21 protein-coding genes are annotated in these 22,890 nt (G+C 45.3%); 18 read left to right on the plus strand and 3 right to left on the minus strand.

Features of this window, described 5'->3' with window-relative positions; translation table 11 throughout:
• Positions 1-6 precede the first annotated feature (6 nt).
• On the plus strand, positions 7-1,074 hold the full coding sequence (locus tag DOZ58_RS14480; protein ID WP_242988517.1) for a sensor histidine kinase: 1,068 nt from the start codon (positions 7-9) through the stop codon (positions 1,072-1,074).
• A gap of 107 nt (positions 1,075-1,181) precedes the next feature.
• Entirely contained in the window at positions 1,182-1,802 is a 621-nt protein-coding gene (locus DOZ58_RS14485) for a response regulator transcription factor (protein ID WP_111888943.1), read from the plus strand.
• A 103-nt stretch (positions 1,803-1,905) separates the two neighbouring features.
• On the opposite strand, the gene DOZ58_RS14490 is transcribed toward DOZ58_RS14485, so the two are convergent.
• The 3 genes from DOZ58_RS14490 to DOZ58_RS14500 are packed head-to-tail and all read right to left on the minus strand — an operon-like array spanning position 1,906 to position 4,014.
• Positions 1,906-2,379: a hypothetical protein gene (locus DOZ58_RS14490; RefSeq protein ID WP_111888944.1), complete on the minus strand. Its 474-nt coding sequence runs from the start codon at positions 2,377-2,379 to the stop codon at positions 1,906-1,908.
• The gene (locus tag DOZ58_RS14495; RefSeq protein ID WP_111888945.1) at positions 2,379-2,996 is read right to left on the minus strand and encodes a GTP-binding protein; all 618 of its coding nucleotides are present in this window, start codon (positions 2,994-2,996) and stop codon (positions 2,379-2,381) included. Before DOZ58_RS14495 ends, DOZ58_RS14490 begins: the two co-directional genes overlap by 1 nt.
• A 1-nt stretch (position 2,997) precedes the next feature.
• Entirely contained in the window at positions 2,998-4,014 is a 1,017-nt protein-coding gene (locus DOZ58_RS14500) for a uroporphyrinogen decarboxylase family protein (protein ID WP_111888946.1), read from the minus strand.
• A gap of 337 nt (positions 4,015-4,351) precedes the next feature.
• Here DOZ58_RS14500 and cls point away from each other — a divergent pair, with 337 nt between their 5' ends.
• The 16 genes from cls (at position 4,352) to DOZ58_RS14580 (ending at position 22,851) form a co-directional block, all read left to right on the plus strand.
• Positions 4,352-5,920 carry a cardiolipin synthase gene (gene cls, locus DOZ58_RS14505; protein ID WP_111888947.1) on the plus strand — a complete coding sequence of 523 codons (1,569 nt, stop codon included), beginning with the start codon at positions 4,352-4,354 and terminating at the stop codon, positions 5,918-5,920.
• A gap of 23 nt (positions 5,921-5,943) precedes the next feature.
• Positions 5,944-6,732 carry a carbon-nitrogen family hydrolase gene (locus tag DOZ58_RS14510; RefSeq protein WP_111888948.1) on the plus strand — a complete coding sequence of 263 codons (789 nt, stop codon included), beginning with the start codon at positions 5,944-5,946 and terminating at the stop codon, positions 6,730-6,732.
• Positions 6,733-6,858: 126 nt separating this feature from the next.
• Entirely contained in the window at positions 6,859-8,328 is a 1,470-nt protein-coding gene (locus DOZ58_RS14515) for a helix-turn-helix transcriptional regulator (protein WP_111888949.1), read from the plus strand.
• Positions 8,329-8,603: 275 nt separating this feature from the next.
• Positions 8,604-10,019 carry an APC family permease gene (locus DOZ58_RS14520; RefSeq protein ID WP_111888950.1) on the plus strand — a complete coding sequence of 472 codons (1,416 nt, stop codon included), beginning with the start codon at positions 8,604-8,606 and terminating at the stop codon, positions 10,017-10,019.
• Positions 10,020-10,038: 19 nt separating this feature from the next.
• A complete protein-coding gene (locus DOZ58_RS14525) occupies positions 10,039-11,403 on the plus strand; it encodes a glutamine synthetase family protein (protein WP_111888951.1) in 1,365 nt (454 codons plus the stop codon).
• A 62-nt stretch (positions 11,404-11,465) separates the two neighbouring features.
• Complete coding sequence (locus DOZ58_RS14530; RefSeq protein WP_111888952.1) at positions 11,466-12,362, plus strand: glutamine amidotransferase; 897 nt, start codon at positions 11,466-11,468, stop codon at positions 12,360-12,362.
• On the plus strand, positions 12,350-13,072 hold the full coding sequence (locus DOZ58_RS14535; protein WP_111888953.1) for a glutamate synthase: 723 nt from the start codon (positions 12,350-12,352) through the stop codon (positions 13,070-13,072). The genes DOZ58_RS14530 and DOZ58_RS14535 overlap by 13 nt, the downstream gene beginning before the upstream one ends.
• 5 nt (positions 13,073-13,077) lie before the next feature.
• Positions 13,078-14,382, plus strand: coding sequence for an FMN-binding glutamate synthase family protein (locus DOZ58_RS14540; protein WP_111888954.1), 1,305 nt, complete (start codon positions 13,078-13,080; stop codon positions 14,380-14,382).
• Positions 14,383-14,406: 24 nt separating this feature from the next.
• The gene (locus DOZ58_RS14545; protein WP_111888955.1) at positions 14,407-14,721 is read left to right on the plus strand and encodes a (2Fe-2S)-binding protein; all 315 of its coding nucleotides are present in this window, start codon (positions 14,407-14,409) and stop codon (positions 14,719-14,721) included.
• A 12-nt stretch (positions 14,722-14,733) separates the two neighbouring features.
• Positions 14,734-16,320, plus strand: coding sequence for an FAD-dependent oxidoreductase (locus DOZ58_RS14550; RefSeq protein ID WP_111888956.1), 1,587 nt, complete (start codon positions 14,734-14,736; stop codon positions 16,318-16,320).
• Between the two features lie 5 nt (positions 16,321-16,325).
• Complete coding sequence (locus DOZ58_RS14555) at positions 16,326-16,682, plus strand: (2Fe-2S)-binding protein (RefSeq protein WP_111888957.1); 357 nt, start codon at positions 16,326-16,328, stop codon at positions 16,680-16,682.
• Positions 16,675-17,799, plus strand: coding sequence for an FAD-binding oxidoreductase (locus DOZ58_RS14560; RefSeq protein WP_111888958.1), 1,125 nt, complete (start codon positions 16,675-16,677; stop codon positions 17,797-17,799). The genes DOZ58_RS14555 and DOZ58_RS14560 overlap by 8 nt, the downstream gene beginning before the upstream one ends.
• A 10-nt stretch (positions 17,800-17,809) precedes the next feature.
• Entirely contained in the window at positions 17,810-18,211 is a 402-nt protein-coding gene (locus DOZ58_RS14565) for a Rid family hydrolase (RefSeq protein WP_111888959.1), read from the plus strand.
• A 151-nt stretch (positions 18,212-18,362) separates the two neighbouring features.
• On the plus strand, positions 18,363-19,280 hold the full coding sequence (locus DOZ58_RS14570) for a gamma-glutamylcyclotransferase family protein (protein ID WP_111888960.1): 918 nt from the start codon (positions 18,363-18,365) through the stop codon (positions 19,278-19,280).
• 141 nt (positions 19,281-19,421) lie between these two features.
• Complete coding sequence (locus tag DOZ58_RS18715) at positions 19,422-20,672, plus strand: hypothetical protein (protein ID WP_204355417.1); 1,251 nt, start codon at positions 19,422-19,424, stop codon at positions 20,670-20,672.
• 379 nt (positions 20,673-21,051) lie between these two features.
• Positions 21,052-22,851 carry a PocR ligand-binding domain-containing protein gene (locus tag DOZ58_RS14580; RefSeq protein WP_111888961.1) on the plus strand — a complete coding sequence of 600 codons (1,800 nt, stop codon included), beginning with the start codon at positions 21,052-21,054 and terminating at the stop codon, positions 22,849-22,851.
• The last annotated feature ends 39 nt before the right edge of the window (positions 22,852-22,890 follow it).

A 22,890-nucleotide genomic window follows, 5' to 3' on the forward strand; every position in this document is an offset into this window, starting at 1 on the left:
TTGGTAATGATGAATAAGCTGATTGATAAAATGATTATTTTTGTGTTCTGTCTGGCCTTGTATCTGACCACGGTGGAAAATGTGCTGCTGATTGCCCCGATTCTGGTGGCGGTAATTTTTGGTGCCGCCTTAAGTTTTTTTGAGGAAGGACCGTTAACAGTGGCTTTGTTTGTCGGCTATTTGGTGATCTGCTTTATTGAACCAGTTTATCTCCTGTTTGTGCCGCTGATTGGTTACGATATCCTTATTTCCCGCTACAAATGGCTATGGACTCTAGCATTGCTACCGGGTGCGACGGGTTTCACGGAGCTTAGTGGAATCACAGTGGTGTTAATTCCGATTTTTATGCTGGTGGCCTATTTTCTCAAAAAACGAACCCTCTCGCTGGAAACATTAAGAAAAAACTACAACGCCCTGCGGGACGCCACTCGGGAAACCGCTCTGCAGCTCGAAAAAAAGAATAAAATACTGATGGAACAACAGGACTATGAACTAAATTTAGCGACCTTAACCGAACGAAACCGGATTGCCCGGGATATTCATGATAATGTCGGACATATGTTGTCCCGGAGTATTCTTCAAACCGGGGCGCTGCTGGCGATCAGTAGCGAAGCCCAAACCCGGGAGGGCTTGGTTCAAATTAAAGAAACCCTTTCGGAAGCCATGGACAGTATCCGTGACAGCATCCATGATCTTCACGATGAGTCCCTGGATTTGCAGGTGGAGTTGCAGACGCTGATTAAAAATTTTGATTTCTGCCCCATAAAACTCGATTACGATGTGGAATCCCATCTGGAAAAAGAGCTGAAATACTGCTTTATTACAGTCGTCAAGGAAGCCCTTTCGAATATTATCAGGCATTCCAATGCCACCGAAGTCGCAGTGCTTGTCAGAGAACATCCGGCTCTTTTTCAGCTGGTTATTAAAGATAATGGAACAAGGCAGGAAAATACTGACGGTGCCGGCATGGGGCTTAGGAGTATTAAAGACCGGGTGGCAATACTCAGTGGCAACGTGAATATCACCGACGATTCGGGGTTTAGAATCTTTATCTCTATCCCCAAAAAGAAATAATCGGTCCTTGATGTATTGATATCATCACGTGAGCTTTGTAACCCGTTTCACAGTTGCTTAAATAATAGAACAAGTAATAAAGCAAATAATAAAAATAGGGGAGAATTATGAAAGTTGTTGTTGTAGATGATGATAAACTGGTGTGTGCCTCGCTAAAGACCATTATTGAGTCAGAGGGGGAGGTGGAAGTGCTGGGACTGGGATACAATGGCCAGGATGCCATTGCCTTATATAAGCAATTAAAACCGGATGTTTTGCTAATGGATATTCGGATGGATTTAATGACCGGATTGGAGGCCGCGGAGATCATCTTAAAGGAAGATCAGGCTGCGAAGATCTTATTTTTAACGACCTTTCTGGATGACGAATATATTATTAAGGCGCTTCAGCTTGGTGCCAAAGGCTATCTGATTAAGCAAAATTTCGAGAGTATTGTACCTTCGCTGCGGGCGGTAGAGGCCGGCCAAAATGTGTTTGGACAGGATATTGTGACGAAGATACCGGGGCTGATGACAATTGATCATCGGGAGCAGCCAAGCTATGATTTAAGCGATAAGGAGCAGGAGCTGATCGAAGGAGTGGCTCAGGGAATGAGTAACCGGGAGATTTCGGAAAGCCTGTATTTAAGTGAAGGAACGGTCAGAAATCGTCTCAGTATCATCCTGGAAAAGCTGAATCTCCGGGACCGAACCCAGTTGGCCATTTTTTATTATAAGAATTTGAAATAGAACCTAATAAAATCAGTTAGGGCATCATGGATAATGTGCCGTAACTGATTTTTTACGTTGATTTTATTTTGTTCTGCTTCTATTTTTATTTTGTTAAAGAAGCTTAACCGAGATACCTGCCAAAAGCGTTTTTAAGAATCGTTTCAAGTTGCAGAGGAAGAATACCAAAGACAATTACGACCCCTTCGACATGACATTTGGTAGCCCTTGAATAATGCTTATCGGATTCATCTTCGGTAATGGAGATCATACAACTGCTGGCTTCCGAACGGAGAAAGGCTTTAATATGACCAATGATCCCCTCCAGAGCCACCACTTCACGGGCTACCTGTTTGAGTAAAGCGTCGAGAATGGTTTCCGCTTCGTCAAAGGATACGTCAAGACCAAATTGGAACGAGCCCACAAGACTGGTGTCGTGGGTTTTGATGGTGACAAACGACTGTTGCTCGGCAGGATTGATACGGGGGTGTTCATTATGATGGTATTCACTGTGATGGTGCTCATCGTGATGATGGTGTTCATTATGACATCCGCATTCACAGTTTTCGTCATGGTTGTGGGTTTGTTCGTTGTTCATCAATTTATCCTTTCTGCTTCCATGTTCAGCATGGCTTCAAAAACAAGAGGTGATATTGTCTGGGCGGCACTGATTTTGAAGAATTTCGCCAGGCCGTTAAACGCTTTAATCGAGTCTTCCACGTCTAATAGGGTCTGTTGATCGACCTGATCAATCTTGTTGATCAGAATGATATCCGCCGCAGCCAGTTGACCCTCCAGCAGCATTTCCATGGGTCGAAGTAGCCGTTTCCAGCGCTTGGCGTCAGTGACGCAGGTGATGCTGCAATCAAGATCCGGCAGGGATTGATTAATGGTCTTTACAATATTGTGGGGATAGGCCACCCCGGAGGCTTCCATAATAATCAGTTCGGGGCTTATATCCTGGATGATACGATGTAAGCTGAGCGCCAATTCGCCGGACATGGTACAGCAGACACATCCTGAGAACAGATTGGCCACCTCATAGCCGCTATTTTGCAGCAATTTATCATCCACACTGACGTCCCCAATCTCATTTTCCAGGATGACGACCTTGGTTGAATCGTTAGAGCACTTGCTGATAAAGTGTTTGGCAAGTTGGAGGACCACACTGGTTTTTCCGGAACCCAGAAATCCGCCTAAGATAATGATTTTCATATTAGTTATAAACCGTCTTGCTTAGTTTTCTGGCTTCATCGGCAATCCAGCCATTGACTTCTTGAACCTTTGGATCAAAATAATCCAGGGAGGTAATCATGCCATTAAAAATAAAACCGCCGTTGGGTGCAAGTCGGTTATAAGTATCGCGAACCGTTTCCCGGACTTCTTCTTCATCAACCACAGGCCAGGTGCTGGGCATTCTGAATTCAAAACCGCCGTTGATGGCAAGTTTTGGACCGTATTGCTGTTTCATGCCAAGCAGGTCATTCTCAATCTGGGCGGGATCCCAAACGTTTACACCAATATCGATCATGGATGGCATCAGATCTTCACAACGGCCGCAGTTATGGTAAAAAATCGGAACGTTATCGTCCCTGACCAGATCCAGGCATTTTTTATAACGGGGCACAAAGATTTCTTCAAATAGTTTGGGAGAAATGAAGGGATTAAGTTTTGAAGCCGTATCATCCAGCAGGTAATAACCTTCTGGCTTATAATAATGCAGCAGGTTTTTGGTGATATAAAGGGAGTGTTCCAGCATGTAGTCCAGCAGTGCTTCAACCTCTTCCTGTTCTTCATAAATAGCACAAAGTCCTTCAGTGAAGCCCATAAAGCCAATAAACTGTTGGAATAAATCGGCATAGCCGCTGAGGACAAAGGCTGTCTGGTCGGGGTCTTTTACGTACTTCTGGCGGTCTGCCTTAGCGGCGGCTTCCCAGTCAAATCCGCTGTAGTCAGGGGCTTTGATCACATCGCGCCATTTTGTTATATCGGTCAAGATAAAATCGTTGGGTTTGGGTAGGGCAGCAAAGTTTATTTCTTCACCAGTGACAAAGGTCACACCCCAGGGATCAACACCCCCACCAGGTCCTCTAAAGCTACCGAGAATACAGGGGTCTGCCATGGTGAGCAGGGGCGCGTCAGGGCCAAAAAATGATGATACCGGCACGTATTCCGGCATCTCGCCTCGGGCGACCCGCAAAAAGTTTTCTTTCTGAGTTAAATGAGCTGTCATACTTGTCCTCCTTTAATTGTTGAATTATAACCAAGTTTAATATTCAATATTAGTTTTGTCAATACTTTTGTAATAATAATTATATTTACTATAATATCGTTTTCAGTTCAAGGAAGCCCACCAATATGAGCAGAGTCATTTCCAGACCACCCTCAAAAATACCAATGGTTCTATATTTTACAGTGCTTTTAACGACTTAGAGGAGTCTATCTTAAATATGTACAAAAATAGAGCAAAGTAAAATACGAATTTTATGACCGGTGAGTCGTCCTTCGGGACGAATGCAATTAAAAAACAGACCTAAATAATGTGACAAGCGGTTGTAACTGGCGCAAACATGGCATATAATTTAAAAAAAGAATATGAAAAAGAGGTAGTAATGAGAAGTTCGTCGGAGCATTTTCAAAGTATGTTCAGGTTTTTAGTCAATGTGGTTTTAATCGTTTTGCAATTGACCATCATCGGATTGATCATTCTGGAGTTTTCGGAAGATGCGGTGTATGGCTATTGGTTATTTGAGGGGTTGGCTATTTTTGTGGTGCTGAATATCGTGTATCGTAAAAAAACAGCGGCTTATAAAATTTCCTGGATTATTTTTGTGCTGGTTGTCCCGGTGGTGGGAATTGTGCTTTATTTTATCTGGGGACGGCAGCGGGTGCCCGGGAAATCAAAAAAACGATGGGATGAAATCAACTTGCGCACCTTTTTAAAACTAAAACAGAACCAGGCGGTTTTAGAATCCATTGACGATAAGGGGCTTAAAAAACAAGTGGAGCTGGTCCATCGGCTTAGTGATCTGCCGGTTTGGAAAAACACCAAAACCGAGTATCTGAAACTGGGAGAGGAGATGCACCGGGCCAACCTGGCAGCCATCAAAACCGCCGAGAAATTCATTTTTCTTGAGTATTTTATTGTCACTGGTGGGAAAATGTATGACGAGCTGATGGCAGTCCTCTATGAAAAAGCGGATGCCGGGGTAGAAATCCGGATGATGGTTGATGAAATGGGCAGTCTGTCGACCCTGCCCAAAGATTTTTATAATAACTGTGCCGCACATCACATTAAAAGTATTCCTTATAATCCCCTATCCCCGTCGCTGTTTAAATTTATCAGCTTCCGGGATCATCGCAAAATTACGGTTGTGGACGGCAGGGTAGCGATTACCGGCGGGATCAACATTGGGGATGAATACATTAACGAAAAGGTGCGGTTTGGCCATTGGAAAGACATGGCTCTGCGTCTGGAAGGGGACGCGGTTTTTAGTCTCACCACCATGTTTATTAACATGTGGGATTATGCCACCGGGGCGGTCACCGAACTGGACGCCTATAAGGGGACTGCCGCACTGGTAACAGGGGATGAATTGGTGATGCCATTTTGCGATGGGCCGATGAATCCCAGAAATCCGGCGGTCAATACCTATATGACCGTTTTTGCCAACGCCAAAGATTATCTTTATCTGACGACGCCCTATCTGATTCTGGATACCGATCTCACAAATTGCATTTTGCTGGCAGCTCGAAGCGGGGTCGATGTGCGGATTATCACCCCGGGCATTCCCGATAAGAAGCTGGTTTATGCCACTACCCGAGCTTTTTACGGTGATCTGCTGGCAGAGGGGGTCCGGATTTATGAATATGCACCGGGCTTTGTTCATGGTAAGGTTTTGGTAACCGATGATCAGGTTGCCATTGTCGGTTCCATCAACATGGATTATCGCAGTCTGACCTGGAATTACGAGTGCGGTACCTGGGTTTCCGGCTCAAAAACGGTGCTGGATATCAAAGCCGATCTGCTGGATTGCATCAAGGTAAGTCGGGAAGTGTGCTATTATGATTGGGAAAAAACCTCGTTTATGAAAAAGGTGGGACAGTCGGTGCTAAGAATTATGGCACCCTTGATGTAGATGAAAAGTGAGAGGAAACATTAATGAAAATATGTGCAATTCAAATGAAGGTGGCATTAAAACAAGTCGAACAGAATTATAAAAGCGCTGAGGTCTGGCTTCGAAAAGCGGCTGCGGCCGGGGCTGATGTGGCGGTGCTACCGGAGATGTGGAGCGGCGGATTTATCACCACCGATCTGGAACCGCGGCTGGCCGATGTCGATGGAAGGCGGGCCAAAGCTTTTCTGGAAAGACTGGCCGGGGAGCTTAGGCTAAATATTGTCGGTGGTTCGGTGGCAACAAAAAAAGGTGAAGATTACTTTAATACCTGTTACGTGGCCGACCGGCAGGGACACATTATTGCTGACTATGACAAAGCCCATCTGTTTAGTTTTGCCGACGAAAATAAGCGGTTTTCCGCTGGAGATCAATTGGTTACCTTTGCCCTTGATGGGGTTCCCTGTGGTATTATTATTTGCTACGAAATCCGCTTTCCCGAGTGGTCCCGAAAGCAGGCTTTGGCTGGAACTAAGATTCTTTTTGTCCCGGCCGAATGGCCATTACCTCGGGTAGGTCACTGGCGGGTTTTAAACCAGGCCAGAGCGATCGAGAATCAGATCTTTGTGGTGGCGGTTAACGGCTGCGGCGAAGCTGTTAAGGATATCCGAAACGCCGGGAACTCGATGATTATTGACCCGTTGGGAGAGCCGCTGGCCGATGCCGGAGCAGATCCCGAAGAAAAGATGATTATGGCGGACGTGGAGCTGGCACAACTGGAGCAAGCCAGAAAAAATATGACGGTGTTTCAGGATCGAAGAGTCGAACTATACTAGATATTGAGGTGAAAAATACCTTTTTCAGGCCAGTGGGGATACCATAAAATGAAATTTTATGGTATCCTCTTACTATATTTAAGCAATATTTAGGAAAAAAGCAAAGGGTCTTGGAAAAGAGGTTGTATGGCACCGGTAAATACGAGAATTAGTTATTTAATGGATATGTTGGGAATCAGTGGAAAAGAGTTGGCCTTGGCCATTGGAACAGACACCACGGCGGTGAGCAAATGGCGAAGCGGCCAGCGAAAATTAAAGGTTCGATCAAAATATAGTAAACGGATGGCGGCTTATTTTCTTAGTGATGCGTATGCACTTCAGAAACAGAGAATTGTGGCCCTGCTTACCAACGATCAATTAGAAACAGAGGACAAAACAGATCAGGAATTAATTGAAATGCTCAGTATCTGGATGACGGATGATGCCGGGGAAATAATCGTAAAAAGAGAAGTGGTGGACCGTGACCAACCAGAGGTGTCGGTGGAAGTTTATTCCGGATACCCGGGATGGAAACGGGCAGTGAAGATTTTTTGGAATGAGGTTGCTGTGCTGCCACCAGGTCAGACCATTTATGTGGGTGATTTTGGCGATGTTCAATGGGATATTCTCGGTACAGACTCGGTCCGGGAGATGGTTAGTAGTATCGAGCGAGCGATTCGAGCGGGTCATAAGGTTGTGATTATCGACAAAATGACTGATCAGTATAAACCCTATGTGGTGATTCTCCGTTGGCTGCCCATCTATTTAAAAAAAGAGGTGGAGGTACTTTACTTCCAGAAAGATATCAAGGAGTTTTACAAAAAGAGTATCTATGCCGTTGATCATCACATCGCCATGGTGGGGATGTGTCTGGCAGAAGGAAATAGTGAAAATCTGACGATGATTCATCGCGATCCGATCAGCGTCGATTTTTATCATAAAATGGTGGCGTCCATTGCCCAAAAATCCAGGCAGCTTATCTTTACGCTGGAATTGTCTGATGCCATGAAAATGGTGGAACTCATGGAAGAGAATTTTAAGCCCAATCAGCTGACCTATATGATCAACCACTTGCCAACCTTTCGGAATATGCCCCTGAATCTGCTGGAACGGATTTTGGTGGAAAATAAGGTGAGTGGTGACAAAATGGCAATCTGCCTGAAGGCAAATCGAAAACGAAAAGAATTACGAGATCAATTTAATTATCGTCAGATTTATGATCTGGACGCGATTGAAAATGCCCTGCAACAGGAATACATCATCGACTATGATTTGTCTCAGGTTATCGGAAAAGAAGCACGGGTATCGAATGCTTTTTTTAGAGAGCAATTAGAATATATTAAAAAGTTTAGAATAACCGAGAGTTATACCCTGGTTCTGACATCCTTTTGCGATCTGAATCTCAATGTCGATAATACGGCCATCGTGGTTCAGGAAAACAGCATTGTCATCGCCTGGAATTCAGAGTTTTACGATCGCCGAATGTATTGTAAAGAATTAACCGTGGTGGGTGGTTACTTTAATTATTTAAAAGAAATATGGAATCATATTCCGCTGATTTCGAAAAATGAAGCGTGGATAAAAGAACAGTTACAACGAATGATCGATTTAAAATGACAATTTAATGACAATATATAGATAAAAATAATATATTGACATAAAATTAGCGTTAATATATAATGAGCTCACCAAAAGGATGACAAAGACGTCACATCAATAAACCGATGTGGCGTCTTTTTTTCGTAAAGGAGGAACCAATTTCAAGCATGTTTGGAGCTGCAAAGGCGCACTACCAAAGATCACGAAAGTCCCTGGGATGATATGACTTTGCGAAAGATGTTATGGATGTCTGAGTTGAATCAGCGCCAAAAAAAGATAAGGAGAAGCTCATTATGAACGAAAAAGGAAAATTAGGATTAGGTAGTGCGGTTGCAGTATGTGTGGGTCTCATTGTAGCCACAAGTTGTCTATTGTCATTAGGGGTCGGAATGGGACAGGCCGGAACGGCTTTCATTATTCCTCTGGTTGTTGTGGTAATCTTAAATGCATTTGTGGCGATCTCGTTTTCAGAACTCCATTCATTAATGCCAAATGTTGACGGCGGAGTGGGACAGTATTCCCTGGTTGGTCTTGGACCAGTAGCCTCGATGATTTCAAATATTTCTGCTTATGTGATCACCATGGTTTTTGCATCATCAGTTGAAATTGCCATGTGTGGATTGGTCTTAAATGAATTTTTCCCCCAGATTCCGGCAGTGATCATCAGTGTCCTGGTTCTTGGTATCATCGCAGTGGTTAATCTTTTCGGCGTGGATTTGTTCTCAAAGGTGCAAAACCTTGTGGTTACACTGTTAATTGGTTCATTGATTGGGATGGGTATTATCAGCTTTTTTAAACTGGGAACCGGAACCGTTCTTACCGCAGCACAGCAAACTGCACCGGCTATCACTGGCATTGGTGGGATCATGGGTTTATCAGCGGTAGCTTTCTGGCTCTTTATCGGGGTTGAGTTTATTATCCCGGTAGCAAAAGAATTAAAAAATCCCAAACGGGATGTGTTTTTATCAATGATTCTGGCGTTAGTCTTATTATTTGTGGTCCAAGCGGTGTTAGGTGTTGGGATGACCAATTATGTCAGTTTGGAAGTACTTGCTTCTAGTCCTTTGCCCCACATGGTTTTTGCCGAAGCGCTACTGGGAAATGTCGGTAAGGTTTGGATGGGGATTGTAACCCTGTTAGCTGGAATCAGTACCTTAAATACGGTATTGGCAAGCTCGGCAAGAATTGTCTTTGGGATGTCAGAAGAGGGCATGATGCCAGCAATCTTTAAAAAAGTTAACAAAAAAAATGTGCCGGTAGCAGGGCTACTTTTAATGGTTATTGCGGACTTTGCCATTGTGGTCACCGGCTTTACCCAATCCAGCACCCTAACGAATATGATTTTGGCAGCATCATGCTTCTGGTTACTGTCTTATGTTTTAACCCACATCAACGTGCTGGTCTTGCGTAAAAGATATCCGGATATGGAGCGAAATAAAAAATTGATTTTATTTGGAATTCCGCAGATTGTTGGTATTTTAGGAAATATCTATATGGTTTGGAATATCAGTTCCGATCCCGCATCTAAACTCGCGATTTACCAGGTATTTGGCGTACTCTTTGCAGTGCTGGTCGCCTATTCACTGGTATGGGTTGTCGGGGTGATGAAGGTCAAACCCTTCCAGCCGGTGAGCATTGATCTTATCAATAACAACGCCATTGAGTTTGAAAAAGAAAACAAAAAAGTCGTGGCTGAACCAGCCAAGTAAACCGTGGAGGTAAACGAATATGCAAAAAGATTTATATACGGGGATGGAGAAACAATCCATCGATGAAATTAAACAAAAAATCAAAGAAAACAACGTCGAGATGATTCGCCTGGAATACACCGATATTCTGGGAGTAAACCGGGGAAAGCTGATGCCGGTTTCGATGGTGGATGAAATCTTTGGTGACGGTATCGCTTTTTGTACGGTCAGCCTGGCAATGGCTTTTAATAACGACATTGTTAGTTCCGAGTACTTTTCAGAAACAAACGATGATATGAAGGTCATCGGTGACCCCTCAACCTTTGTAATTCTGCCCCATTGTGATAAAACAGCACTGGTATTGGGGGAGCTTTACTACATGGAAGAACCGATGTTGCAGGCCCCCCGGGAGTTTTTAAAAAAAATGGTTCAGGAATACCACAAATTGGGACTCGATCCGATTGCTGCCAGTGAGTTGGAGTTTTATATCTACAATAAAATGGAAGATGGAACCCTGGAACCTTATTCCAAACAGCCCTGTACCTGTTATACGGCGAACCGACGGATTGATCCTAAACGATTTTTGTACAAGCTGACCAATACCTTTCAGACCATGGGTTTTAATGTGCTATATATGAACCATGAGTATTTTCCAGGACAGTTTGAATATAACTGGAAGCATTCAAAAATCGTTCGGGCAGCCGATGAAAGCTCCTTGTTTAAAGCACTGAGCAAGGATATTGCCGAAACCAATAACCTGATGATGACCTTTATGGGAAAACCCAAAAATGCCTCAGGCGGAAGCGGTTGTCATTTCCACATTTCATTTAATGATATAAAAACTGCGGACAATATCTGTCATGATGTAACCAAAGAGAATGATCTGGCCGATATTCTAAGATACTTTATTGGCGGCGTCATTAAGCATGCCAAAGGCCTCACCCCCTTTCTGGCGCCAACGGTCAATTGCTATAAGCGGTATCAGCCGGATTCCTTTGCCCCCATTTACATCGGCTGGGGATATGACAATCGAACGACCTATATCCGGGTCCCCCAGGAACGGGGCAAGGCCACCCGAATGGAAATCCGCGCCGGATCAGCCGCTGCTAATTCGTATCTGGCCCTAGGTGCGATTTTGGCTGCCGGGCTGGATGGGATAAAAAATAAGATTGAGCCGCCAGAAGTGGTTACCACCGACCTCTATCATGATGTAAAAAAACAGCAGGATAAGGTGCCCAACAGCTTATTTGCGGCGTTAAAGGCGCTGGACGAAGACAGCTGGTTAACCGAACACGTGGGAAAAGAGCTGGTGGATGTTTTTACCTCGCTTAAACGAAAAGAAATTGAAGAATATAAAAAATATGTCACCGACTGGGAGTGGGACACCTACTCTTACCATATTTAAAGGACATCGGAAAAAGCAGCAAAACTCACGACCGTTGGAGCGTGATAAAAAGGAGAAAAACAATGTGTGGAATAGCGGGAATTATTAGTAAACAACCAATAGACATTTCATCGAATCTATTGGGAATGCTGGGTTTGATTCAGCATCGGGGCCCGGATGCCAGTGGGATTGCCATTTTCCCGAAAGATGAGCAGGTTACCTTACGAATATCGATGAATAAGGAAGAACGGATTGGAGAAATTCGGGATCTGATTGGAAACTATGGAAAAATTAAAAATGAACGATTGATTTCCGCTGGAGAGAGTATTCCCATGGCAGAGTATCTTCTGGAAATGGATGATGACAAACTAAAACCCCTGCATTTTGCCATTAATGGGGTTGAGGGTTTAGCCGTTCATTCGCTGGGTGATGGCATTAAGGTTTACAAGGAAGGCGGGCATTTAAAGAACCTGCGCGACAAACATCAGATCGAAATGCAGAATTGTCGCCACGGCATTGGCCATGTGCGCATGGCCACCGAAAGTGTGGAAGATATCAATGCGGCGCATCCCTTTGTGTCCCCTTTTTATCCGGAGCTGGCGCTAGTCCATAATGGTCAGTTTACCAATTATTTTAAAATGCGGCGGTTTCTGGAATCAAAGGGTGTTAAATTTAAAACCATGAATGATTCCGAAGCGGCCAGTCATCTGATTGCCTATGCCATGAGCATTAACGGCGGTAATCTGGAAGCGGCTTTAAATGACGCGGCGGATCAATTAGATGGGATTTACTGTATTATCGCAGCCACCGAAAGTCAGATTGGTTTTGTTAAAGACAAGCTGGGAATTAAGCCCCTGCTGCTGGTGGAATCCGACGATTATATTATGCTAGGTTCCGAACAGATCGAATTTTCAGCGGTGAGTGAGGATCTCTTTGCCGAAGAAATGGAACCGGGGGAGGTGCGCGTATGGAATATTTAGATCTGGCCAAGGTAGAAAATGAAAAAGTCAATGTTCTGATTAAGGATAAACTTAAAGAAAGCAATGAACTGGTACTAAAAAATGTCAATTCGATGCACAATATCTGCGCCGGTTTATCAGGCGACTGCCAGGTAACCATCGAAGACAGCACCGGGTTGTATACTGGTAGTTTTTTAGAAGGACCGACCCTCCGGATTAAGGGTAATGTCGGCTGGTATGCCGGGGATGACATGATGTCCGGCGAATTGATTGTTGAAAAAAACACCGGTTGCAATATTGGGGCCTACATCAATGGCGGTACGATTGTCATTTATGGCAATACCGGCAGCCGGGTAGGCTATGGCATGAAGGGCGGTAACATCATCGTCTGCGGCTCAGCCGGAAGATGGGCCGGGGTGATGGCCATGGGCGGTGACCTGATCATTCTGGGGGCGCTGGGCAAAGAATGCGGCGAATCGATGTATTCCGGAAAGATCTTCACCCGCGATCCTGAAGCGGAATCGAAAATGGGCGGGAATGTTTTTTACGACACCATTACCGCCGCCGAAACAGAAAAGCTGGATCATTTATTTAGCCAATATGAGATTGCCGCCGATGGAAAAGATTTTCACGTGATCCGGCCGGTGCTCAGTGGCAGACACGAGTACGCGTTATTTAAACCGGATTTAAAACCGGAGCTGGCCAAAAAATATTTCGTAAAGAGAGGTTAAGGATCATGGCAGATAAAAAACAAGTAACCATCCATAATGCTCCAAAGGCAACCTGGAATAAGGAGACCCTATCAGAAATTGACTACAAGGCCACCAATGGAAAATATCGGATCCGCGGTTGCGGTTCACCCCGACCGATGCCGAAATTTGATGATCTGATGATTTTGCCCTCGCAGCTGACCCGGATGCCCATCGATACCTATCGGGAAGATTGCGAAACCCGAACTGTACTGGGGGCCCGATTTGCTAAAAAACCACTCATTATCGAAACCCCGGTGATGATTGCCGGGATGTCTTATGGGGCGCTCAGCAAAGAAGCCAAAATCGCTCTGGCCAAGGCCACCAAGCTCGTGGGAACGGTGATCAGCAATGGCGAAGGTGGCATTTTACCCGAAGAACTGGAAAATTCTTACCGTCAGTCGGTTCAGATTCTAGCCAGTCGGATGGGCTTTACCCGTCGAAATATGGAAGTGGCCGATATGCTGGAAGTGCTTTATGGCATTGGTGCCAAACCAGGACTGTCTGGTCATTTAATGGGTGAAAAAATCAGTGAAGAAATTGCTGAGGTCAGAAAAATTCCGATTGGGATTGATCTTCATTCCCATCCTCGGGCTGGGGATGCCTTTGGGGCCGATGATATGGTGGTTAAAATGCAGCAACTCCGGGAAATGACCGATTGGGAAACCCCGATTTTTTGCAAAATAGCGGCTGGCCGGGTGCGAGATGATATAAAAATCGCCATCAAGCTGGGCTTTGACGGCATTATTTTGGATGGCTGCAGTGCCGGAACCGGTGCTGCCCCAGTGATGGCGACCGATCACCTGGGCATCCCAACGATGCCCGCTCTGGTTGCGGCGGTCAGAACTCTGGAAGAAATGGGTGTCAAGGAAGAAATGAGCCTGATTGTCTCCGGCGGGATTACCAATGGCGCTGATCTCGCCAAGGCATTGGCCATTGGTGCCGATGCAGTGGCGATTGGGACCGCCGCCATGGTAGCGATGGGCTGTCGGGTTTGCATGAACTGTCAGACCGGAAAATGTGCCTTTGGCATTGGTACCCAGGACCCCGAACTGCGCCAGAATCTGGATGTTGATGAAGCCGCTGAGCGGGTGGCCAATTATATTAAAGCGATTACCGCCGAAGCGGTGCTGCTGGCCAAATCCGCGGGCAAAACCAAGCTTAAAAATCTCGAACGGGAAGACCTTCGGGCCTTGACTCTGGAAGCTTGTGCGATGACCGGAATCCCCCTGGTGGGCAGTGATCTGGTGATTGGCAAAGGATTTGGTTTTTCCGCTGATAACGGTCTATAAGAGTTGAAAACAGGAGGCAAGAACGTGCGTATTGAAGAGCATCCCATATTGGGGAAAATAGCAAAAGGAGAGAAGGTCATCTTTGAGTTTGATGGCAAACCCTTAGAAGGTTATGCCGGGGAACCGATTGCCGCCGCATTGCGGGCGGCCGGGGTGATGACCCATCGGCATACCCAGAAATATGGAAAGCCCCGGGGGATCTTCTGTGCCATCGGCCGGTGTACCGACTGTGTGATGATGGTGGATGGAAAGCCCAATGTGAGAACCTGTGTCACCCCGTTATCTGCCGGAATGAAGGTACAAACTCAAGATGGTGTGACCGCAAAAGAATCCAACTAGGAGAAGAGCAAAATGAAACGAGTAGAACTGATCGTAATCGGCGGCGGTCCAGCGGGTTTGAGTGCTGCCATTGAAGCCGCAAAAAGCGGTCTTAAAGTGGTGGTCTTTGATGAAAATGCCAAACCCGGCGGACAGCTGTTTAAACAAATACATAAATTTTTTGGCTCAAAAGAACATAAGGCCAAGGTAAGAGGCTATAAAATTGGCCAGGAGCTGTTGGCAGAAGCTGAAGAAACGGGTGTTGCGGTAGTCCTGGACGCAACCGTAATTGGAATTTATGAAGGCAAAGAAGTTACCGTGATGGTGGGCGATGCGATCGAGCATTACAAGGGTGATGCCCTGATTGTGGCCACCGGTGCTTCGGAAAACATGGTCACCTTTCCCGGTTGGACCCTGCCGGGGGTGATTGGGGCCGGAGCCGCTCAGACGATGATGAATTTGCATGGGGTTAAGCCTGGTGAAAAAGTACTGATGCTGGGCTCGGGCAATGTCGGTCTGGTGGTCAGCTTTCAACTGCTGCAGGCCGGTTGTGAGGTGGTGGCGCTAGTGGATGCGGCCAAACAGGTCGGTGGCTACGGCGTTCATGCCGCCAAGGTCGCCCGCTGCGGGGTGAACTTTTATCTTTCCCACACCATTGTTAAAGCCGAAGGTGACGACAAGGTGGAAGGGGTCATCATTGGTGCCGTTGATGAAAACTGGCAGCTGATTCCCGGCTCAGAAAAACATTTTGAGGTGGATACCATTTGTCTGGCAGTGGGATTATCACCGATGTCCCAACTCTTAAAGGTAGCCGGATGTGCGATGATTGAGGATCCTAAACGGGGTGGCACTGTTCCGGTGATCGATGAGCGGGGCGAAACTACCATCAAAGGTATTTTTGCCGTCGGGGATGTATCCGGCATTGAAGAGGCCAGCTCGGCCATGATTGAAGGACGTATTGCCGGGGCGGCGGCCGCCAATGCCCTGGGCTACCTGTCAAATGAAGATTTCAAAGATCGGCACAAAACCGGCGAAAAGGCCTTAGATGCTTTACGGCAGGGCATGTTCGGGCCGGAAAACAAAGGCAAAAAAGATTTGACTCTAACCGAAGAAGGGCTGTTATTATCCCAATCGCTGCTTCAAAAAGGGTATTTGGAGGAGCAAGAGATGGGGGCCTATCCCGGGGTGAAAACAGAAATCAAGGGTATTCATCCGGTGATTGAATGTACCCAGAATATTCCTTGTAATCCCTGTCAGGATGCTTGCGTGAAAGGCTGCATTAAGATTGGCGCAAACATCACGGCCCTTCCGGTTGTTGATACGCAGTTGGCTTGTACCGGCTGTGGGATGTGTGTGGCGGCCTGTTCGGGTCAGGCCATCTTTTTAGTGGATGATCACAGCGAACCGGGCTATGCGGCCATTACCATTCCCTATGAATTTTTGCCCCTGCCGGAAAAAGGGGCAATTGGTAAAGCCCTGGATCGCAGCGGCACCGAAGTCTGCCAAGCTGAGATTGTCGGCATAAAAAGTGCCAAAGTCATGGATCACACCAGTCTTTTGACCATGAAGGTGCCGGCTGAGATGGCCATGAAGGCCCGATTTTATAAGGCAATAGGGTGATTTTAATGAAAAAAATAATGGATCGTTCAATCGATTTGGGTGAGTTCCTCCCGCAAGCAGATGACGAGATGATTATTTGCCGTTGTGAAGAGGTAACCAAAGGAGAAATCAGGCAAGCCGTCCACGATGGGATGCTAACCTTAACCGAAATCAGACGCTATCTAAGAACTGGCATGGGCTTATGTCAGGGGCAAACCTGTGGCAAGCTGGTTAAAAATATCGTGGCCCGCGAATTGGGGATTGCCCCGGCGGAACTGGAAAGTGCCGTTTCCCGGGCCCCGGTCAGACCGGTGGAAATGCGGGTACTGGGAAATGAAGGACTGGAAAATGAAGTGCTGACAGGAGGTGGCGGGCATGTCTAATTGTTCGGATGTCTTAATTATCGGCGGTGGCGTGATTGGTTGTGCAACCGCCTATTACCTGGCTCAAAAAGGTGTGTCGGTAACAGTACTGGAAAAAGCCCAGATTGGCGAAGGGGGTTCCAGCCGAAACGGCGGTGGCGTTCGTCAGTCGGGTCGCGATCCCCGGGAATTGCCGCTGGCCATCAAGGCGGTGAAAAACCTCTGGCCGACTCTTTCCGAAGAACTGGGAATGGATGTTGAGTATTATAAAAAAGGTAATCTGCGGTTAGCCAAAACCGCCGGCCATATCAAAATTTTAGAAGGTCTGACCGAGCGGGCGGTGGCCAAGGGGCTGGATGTCAGGATGATTGACGCCAAGGAGGTTCGGGATATCTGCCCCTACTTGTCCGATGAGGTGATTGGCGCCAGCTGGTGTGATACCGATGGCCACGCCAACCCGATGTTGACAACCCTGGCCTATTATAAAAACGCCAGAAGACTGGGCGTGCGTTTTATTACCGGTGAAAACGTGGTTGAAATCCGCAAAATAAAGGGCGTAGCCCGACAGGTAATTACCGCAGACAATGTCTATGAGGCCCCGCAGATTATTCTGGCTGCGGGTTATGAGAGCCGCGCCATTGCCAATACCATTGGCATCGATATTCCGATGAATCGGGTGCTACTCGAAGCCCTGGTGACCGAGCCTCAGGTGAAAATGTTTGAGCAGATGCTGGGTACCGCCGAAGCTGATTTTTACGGTCACCAAAGCACTCATGGGTCCTTCGTTTTTGGGGGAACTTCGGGGATGGATGCTTATACCTCAGACTTCGACGTGCCGGTTAACAACAGTCGGACGGCTTCCTGTATTTGTCGGGGCATTATGAACTATTTCCCGATCTTATCAGAAGCCAAAATTGTCCGAACCTGGGCCGGCTGGATTGACGAATGCGCCGACCATGTGCCGGTGATCAGCTTTGTCGAAGAGGTACCGGGTTTAATTCTGGCCTGCGCCTTTACCGGCCATGGCTTTGGCATTTCGCCGATGGTGGGAACCCTCTTGTCAGAAATGGTGGTGGATAAAGAACCATCGATCGATTTAAGTGAACTACGTTATAACCGATTCAAAACTAAAATATAAGGAGAAAATTATGGAGTTAAAACGAACCAATTATTCATCAGGAGCGCCGCTGGAAGATAAGGCGGGCTACAGTCGAATTGTAAAAGTGGGACCCTTTGTTTATGTGGGCGGTACCACTTCGGTGCAGCCGGACGGCACCGTCTACGGTGAAGGTGATCCCTATGCTCAGACCAAATATGTGCTGGAAAAATTGCTCAAATTAATGGATAAAGCTGGTTCTAAAGCCAGTGAGGTGGTAAAGGTGAAGGTTTACGCCACCGATATGGGTCATTGCGGTGAGATTGTCCGGGCCTATTCTGAATTTTTCAAGGATATTCGCCCCTTATGCACCGTGGTGGGGACATCGGGCTTAAACCGGCCCACTCAGCTGGTGGAAATTGAATTAGACGCCGTTATTGGTGCTACGCTTTAGTTAGAGTCCGCTGATGTTTTGGGTTGATCGACCTTATTAGTTTAAATAAATATAAAAGCAAAAGGCGGGCATTTTAATAGAATGTTCGCCTTTTTGTTAAGATCGGATAAGTGCTATAATAAAAAGAAAATTGTTCGACAGGAGCGTTAAAATGAGCTATCTTTTTTCATATGGAACCCTAAAAAATGAACTGATACAACAAAAAATATTTGGCAGAGTGCTTAATAAAAGACACGGCGTGCTAGAAGGATTCTGTATAAAAGGTGATATCGACGGTTTTTATCATCTCGCCCCCGGATCGGGATTTGTTCCAGGAATGCTCTTGGAGGTGACGAAAGCAGACTTATTACGAGCCGACCAATGGGAAGAAGTTCCAGTTTACGAACGGGAAGAGGTGATTGTGATGGTGGATCAGAAACCACAAACAGCCTGGGTTTATTTTAAAGACTTGATTACTCAGGAAATACCTCTTGATTTGACTGAGTCACCAGCTTGTCTTTGTAAAGAAGAACTGGAAGCACTGATTGATGGGTTTTGTAGCGTCAGGGATGAACAGCTTCCCTTTGGCGATTTGTATTTGTTGATCCTCGGTGAAATAACAAACCCCTTATTATATGGTAAAATGGCTGAATTTAAGTCACCCATCAGAGACTATTTTTGCGAGAAGATTGGCCGGGCAGCTAAAAGTCTGGGTGATATGGTGGTAGTCTATCAGGACTATCCCGTGAAATTCAATATCTATTGGCTGGAGTCGGATTTAAAAAAGGGGTGGTTTTTGTGTGTCATGCCAGTGATCTTGGGACAGCCGGCGTTTTTTTTGGAGAACTTTGAAAAGACGTTATCGGAGTTTTCAAAAAAAAGAGGGATCGCGGTGGTCGGCAAAACCAGAGGGCATCTCTTTTCATGTAAGACCTGGAGAAACAGCTCAGGAATTCAAAAATATTTGATGCCAGAGCTGTTTAATTATAATTATCGGATGCGCATTGAGAAAGAAGTTGCATGTTTATCTTTGGTTATCACCAAAATGATCGAGGACAGAAGGCAAATCGCTAATAAAAAAAGATTTTAAATAATTTTATTTTTCAAAATAATTATGTTATTTATAAAAAAAGCGGGTAAAAAGAGTAATGTAATCTATTACTGTGTAATTTTACGCTAATCGGAGTGTGATGTACACAGAAACAATTCTCTTGAAAGGAGGAATAGTGAAGTGAAAAAAATGTCGAAATTGATGGCTTTGTTGCTGGTTGTGGTAATGGTGTTGATGCTTGTACCTGCGTCAGCATTTGCCGAAGAAGTGGTGGAAGAACCAACCCTGGTGGTATTAGAAGTTGAGGGTGCCCCAGTTGATGAGGTGCTAAATACTGCGGTTGAAGAACCCGTCGTCGAAGAACCAGTAGCTGAAGAAGCGGTAGTCGAAGAAGAATCGGCTGCAGTGGAAGAGCCAGTGGTTGAAGCAGCAGAAGTTCCGGTTGCGCAAGTACCTGTTGTGGATGAGCCAGTGGTTGAAACACAGGCAGCTGATGTCGGAACCATTGAAGTCAAAGCAGTTCCAGCATTAGGTTTATGGAGAGACGCGGTGACATTCATTGATGTGCTTCTTAACACTGTCGGTGCAGACTACTCTTACGATGCAGTCACGAATGCCTTGACACTGAACAACTTTATTGGAAAACAGCTTGTTGCAGCCGATATGGGAAGTAATTTCTCCATGATTATAAACGGAACAAACATCATTGCAAACGATACCGGCAGTGCCATTGAAGTCGTTGGAGACTTGACAATGGGTGGACCTGGCGAAATAATGGCTATTGGTTCAACAAGAGCGATTCGTGTAACAGATGGCGATCTCGTGCTTAATGATGGCGATTATGAACTGTTCGCCATGAGTGACATGGGCGACGTTGCAGCCGTTGATGTTGTAAACGGCGATTTAATTATTAATGATGGTTGGGTTGATGCAACTGCAATCAACACAGGAACCGGTGGAGCCTGGGGACTTTGGGCTGACAATGACGTTATGATCAACGGCGGCGATGTCGATGTCATTACCGAATCAATCAGCGGTCGAAGCATGGGTATTGGAGCTGGCGATGATATCATTGTCAAAGGCGGATACACAACGGTTAAATCGACCACCGAAACAGGTATGGCTAATGCATTACATGCAGACAGCTGGGTTGTAATCCGAGATGGTATCCTGGATTTAACTGCTGTCGGCGGTGTTAATCCGTTAGCAATCTATGCTGGTGATGGCGTCTACATCAGTCCTGCTTACGGCGATGTAGATCTTAGTGCATCTTCTTTGTATCTTGAACCATATTATGCAAAATACACAAAATCTGACAATCCCAAAACGGGTGCCCAGGACATGGGACAAGACGCTTTAATGGCTATAATGGGACTATTGGCACTGATGGGGATGGCATATCTGATCAGCAAAAAAGAAATCAAAGCATAGACATAATATTCAAAAAAACAGTGCATCAGATTAAAACCAGTGTTTTTATCTGAGCTGACGTGTTATTAAAAAAGAACTCCGATTTCGATCGATTCGTAAAGAAACGATCCGAAAAAGGGGTTCTTTTTAGTTTAGCTAAAAAAACAACATCCGGAATTGTTTAATAAAATGATTAAAAAAGGATTTGTTATGATTAGGACAGATCCTTTTTTGAGGGCACCCGATTGTAAACAAAAAAGTTTAATTAAAACAGGAAACAGTTAAATTGGGGGAGAATTTGTGTTATTATGTGAAAAAACAGACAGTTTTTAGACAAAGGGTATATAATAAGTTAATGCCATAGTTGTTAAGAAAGAGATAACTGAAAGGGTAAGATCACATGAAAGACAGTTTCTATAAATCTGTTGTTGAACACTCACCGGTGGGGTTTGCTTATCATAAGATTGTCTGTGATGAAGCGGGGAAGCCCTGTGATTACGAATTCATTGAAGTTAACAAGGCCTTTGAAAGGCTGACAGGCCTCATTGGCGCAGCCATCATCGGGAAACGCATAACCCAGGTTTTACCTAATCTTTTAGAGGACACATTTGATTGGATTGGGTTTTATGGTGAGATTGCATTACACGGTGGGGAAAAAGAGTTTGAACAGTTTGCCGCCGCCCTTGATATCTGGTGTCGGGTTACCGCATATAGCCAGGAGAAAGGATATTTTGCAACTCATTTTGTTGACATCTCAAAAGAAAAGAAGCAAATGGCGGAATTGAATAATTTTTTTGAATTGAACTTGGATTTTTTGTGCATCGCAGACATGGAAGGCTATTTTTTAAAGACGAATAAGGCCTGGGAAGAAGTATTAGGTTATACCCATGAAGAATTGACCCGAACAAAATATTTGGATTTTGTTCATCCTGATGATCTCTTAATTACCCGGGAGGTAATGAACAAACTAAATGAACAGAATCCGGTGATTAATTTTACAAATCGATACCGTGCCAAGGATGGAAGTTATCGCTGGATCGAATGGAGTTCCCGGCCTCAGGGTAGACTGATATATGCGGCGGCAAGGGATATCACCGATCGGAAAAAATTGGAACAAAGTCTGGAAAAACGAATGTTGGAACTAACCAGACCACTCGAAGCAGAAGTCGATATTAATTTTGAGGAACTGATCAACTTGGAAGATATTCAAAAACTGCAGGATGAGTTTTCGGATGCAACAGGGGTAGCGTCATTAATCACCGCTATCGATGGGAAACCAATAACAAAAACCTCGAATTTTACCCGGCTTTGTCAGGATGTTATTCGCAAAACCGCAAAAGGTAGTGCAAATTGTCAAAAGTCGGATATGGTTATTGGCGCCTATTCGGAAGAGGGTCCCATTATCAAAAGCTGTTTAAGCGGCGGCTTATGGGATGCCGGGGCGGCCATTACTGTTGGTGGCAGGCATGTGGCTAATTGGTTAATTGGTCAGGTCCGGGATGAAAGGCTAAAAGAAGAACAACTGGCTGCCTATGCCCGGGAAATTGGGGCCGATGAAACAGAAGCAGTACGAGCGTTTCGGGAAGTTCCACAAATGTCTTTCCAGCAATTTGAAAAAATAGCAAAACTACTTTATACAATTGCCAATCAGTTGTCAAATCTGGCTTTTCAAAATCTGCTTCAGGCCCGTTTTATCAATGAAAAAAGGCGAATAGAAGAAGAAGTGCTCTATCTTAGCTATCATGATTATTTAACCGGGCTTTATAATCGCAGGTATTACGAACAGGCACTAAAAAACCTTGATAAAAAAGAAAATTTGCCCCTAACCCTGTTGATGGGTGATGTTAATGGTTTAAAACTGGTTAATGATACCCAGGGACATCTAATGGGAGATGAGCTGCTCAAAAAGACAGCTGAAGTTATTCGTCAGGTGTGTCGAAAAGACGATATTATTGCCCGGTTGGGCGGGGATGAGTTTATTGTCATTTTACCCAAAACTGACGGCAACAAGATCGATCAAATCATCGCTAGAATGAAAAAATTAGTTGCGAAGGAAAAAATTGGCGGACAGGACCTATCCATAGCTTTTGGATATGAAACTAAGCAAAAAGAAGAAGAGGATATCGAAGGAATTTTTAAACAGGCAGAAGATAATATGTACTGCCACAAACGATGTGAAAGTACGGTCAGAAGAAGGTAATAAAAAAGAAACCCACCGTGAAAAAACGGTGGGTTTCTA

Origin of the sequence: Acetobacterium sp. KB-1 (assembly GCF_003260995.1) — a bacterium.
GTDB lineage: Bacteria > Bacillota > Clostridia > Eubacteriales > Eubacteriaceae > Acetobacterium > Acetobacterium carbinolicum.

Bases quoted from the DNA above. Each gene is read 5' to 3' on its own strand.
- DOZ58_RS14480 (WP_242988517.1), top strand. From the start codon at position 7: ATGATGAATAAGCTGATTGATAAAATGATTATTTTTGTGTTCTGTCTG.
- DOZ58_RS14485 (WP_111888943.1), top strand. From the start codon at position 1,182: ATGAAAGTTGTTGTTGTAGATGATGATAAACTGGTGTGTGCCTCGCTA.
- DOZ58_RS14490 (WP_111888944.1), bottom strand. From the start codon at position 2,379: ATGAACAACGAACAAACCCACAACCATGACGAAAACTGTGAATGCGGA.
- DOZ58_RS14495 (WP_111888945.1), bottom strand. From the start codon at position 2,996: ATGAAAATCATTATCTTAGGCGGATTTCTGGGTTCCGGAAAAACCAGT.
- DOZ58_RS14500 (WP_111888946.1), bottom strand. From the start codon at position 4,014: ATGACAGCTCATTTAACTCAGAAAGAAAACTTTTTGCGGGTCGCCCGA.
- cls (WP_111888947.1), top strand. From the start codon at position 4,352: ATGGCATATAATTTAAAAAAAGAATATGAAAAAGAGGTAGTAATGAGA.
- DOZ58_RS14510 (WP_111888948.1), top strand. From the start codon at position 5,944: ATGAAAATATGTGCAATTCAAATGAAGGTGGCATTAAAACAAGTCGAA.
- DOZ58_RS14515 (WP_111888949.1), top strand. From the start codon at position 6,859: ATGGCACCGGTAAATACGAGAATTAGTTATTTAATGGATATGTTGGGA.
- DOZ58_RS14520 (WP_111888950.1), top strand. From the start codon at position 8,604: ATGAACGAAAAAGGAAAATTAGGATTAGGTAGTGCGGTTGCAGTATGT.
- DOZ58_RS14525 (WP_111888951.1), top strand. From the start codon at position 10,039: ATGCAAAAAGATTTATATACGGGGATGGAGAAACAATCCATCGATGAA.
- DOZ58_RS14530 (WP_111888952.1), top strand. From the start codon at position 11,466: ATGTGTGGAATAGCGGGAATTATTAGTAAACAACCAATAGACATTTCA.
- DOZ58_RS14535 (WP_111888953.1), top strand. From the start codon at position 12,350: ATGGAATATTTAGATCTGGCCAAGGTAGAAAATGAAAAAGTCAATGTT.
- DOZ58_RS14540 (WP_111888954.1), top strand. From the start codon at position 13,078: ATGGCAGATAAAAAACAAGTAACCATCCATAATGCTCCAAAGGCAACC.
- DOZ58_RS14550 (WP_111888956.1), top strand. From the start codon at position 14,734: ATGAAACGAGTAGAACTGATCGTAATCGGCGGCGGTCCAGCGGGTTTG.
- DOZ58_RS14555 (WP_111888957.1), top strand. From the start codon at position 16,326: ATGAAAAAAATAATGGATCGTTCAATCGATTTGGGTGAGTTCCTCCCG.
- DOZ58_RS14560 (WP_111888958.1), top strand. From the start codon at position 16,675: ATGTCTAATTGTTCGGATGTCTTAATTATCGGCGGTGGCGTGATTGGT.
- DOZ58_RS14565 (WP_111888959.1), top strand. From the start codon at position 17,810: ATGGAGTTAAAACGAACCAATTATTCATCAGGAGCGCCGCTGGAAGAT.
- DOZ58_RS14570 (WP_111888960.1), top strand. From the start codon at position 18,363: ATGAGCTATCTTTTTTCATATGGAACCCTAAAAAATGAACTGATACAA.
- DOZ58_RS14580 (WP_111888961.1), top strand. From the start codon at position 21,052: ATGAAAGACAGTTTCTATAAATCTGTTGTTGAACACTCACCGGTGGGG.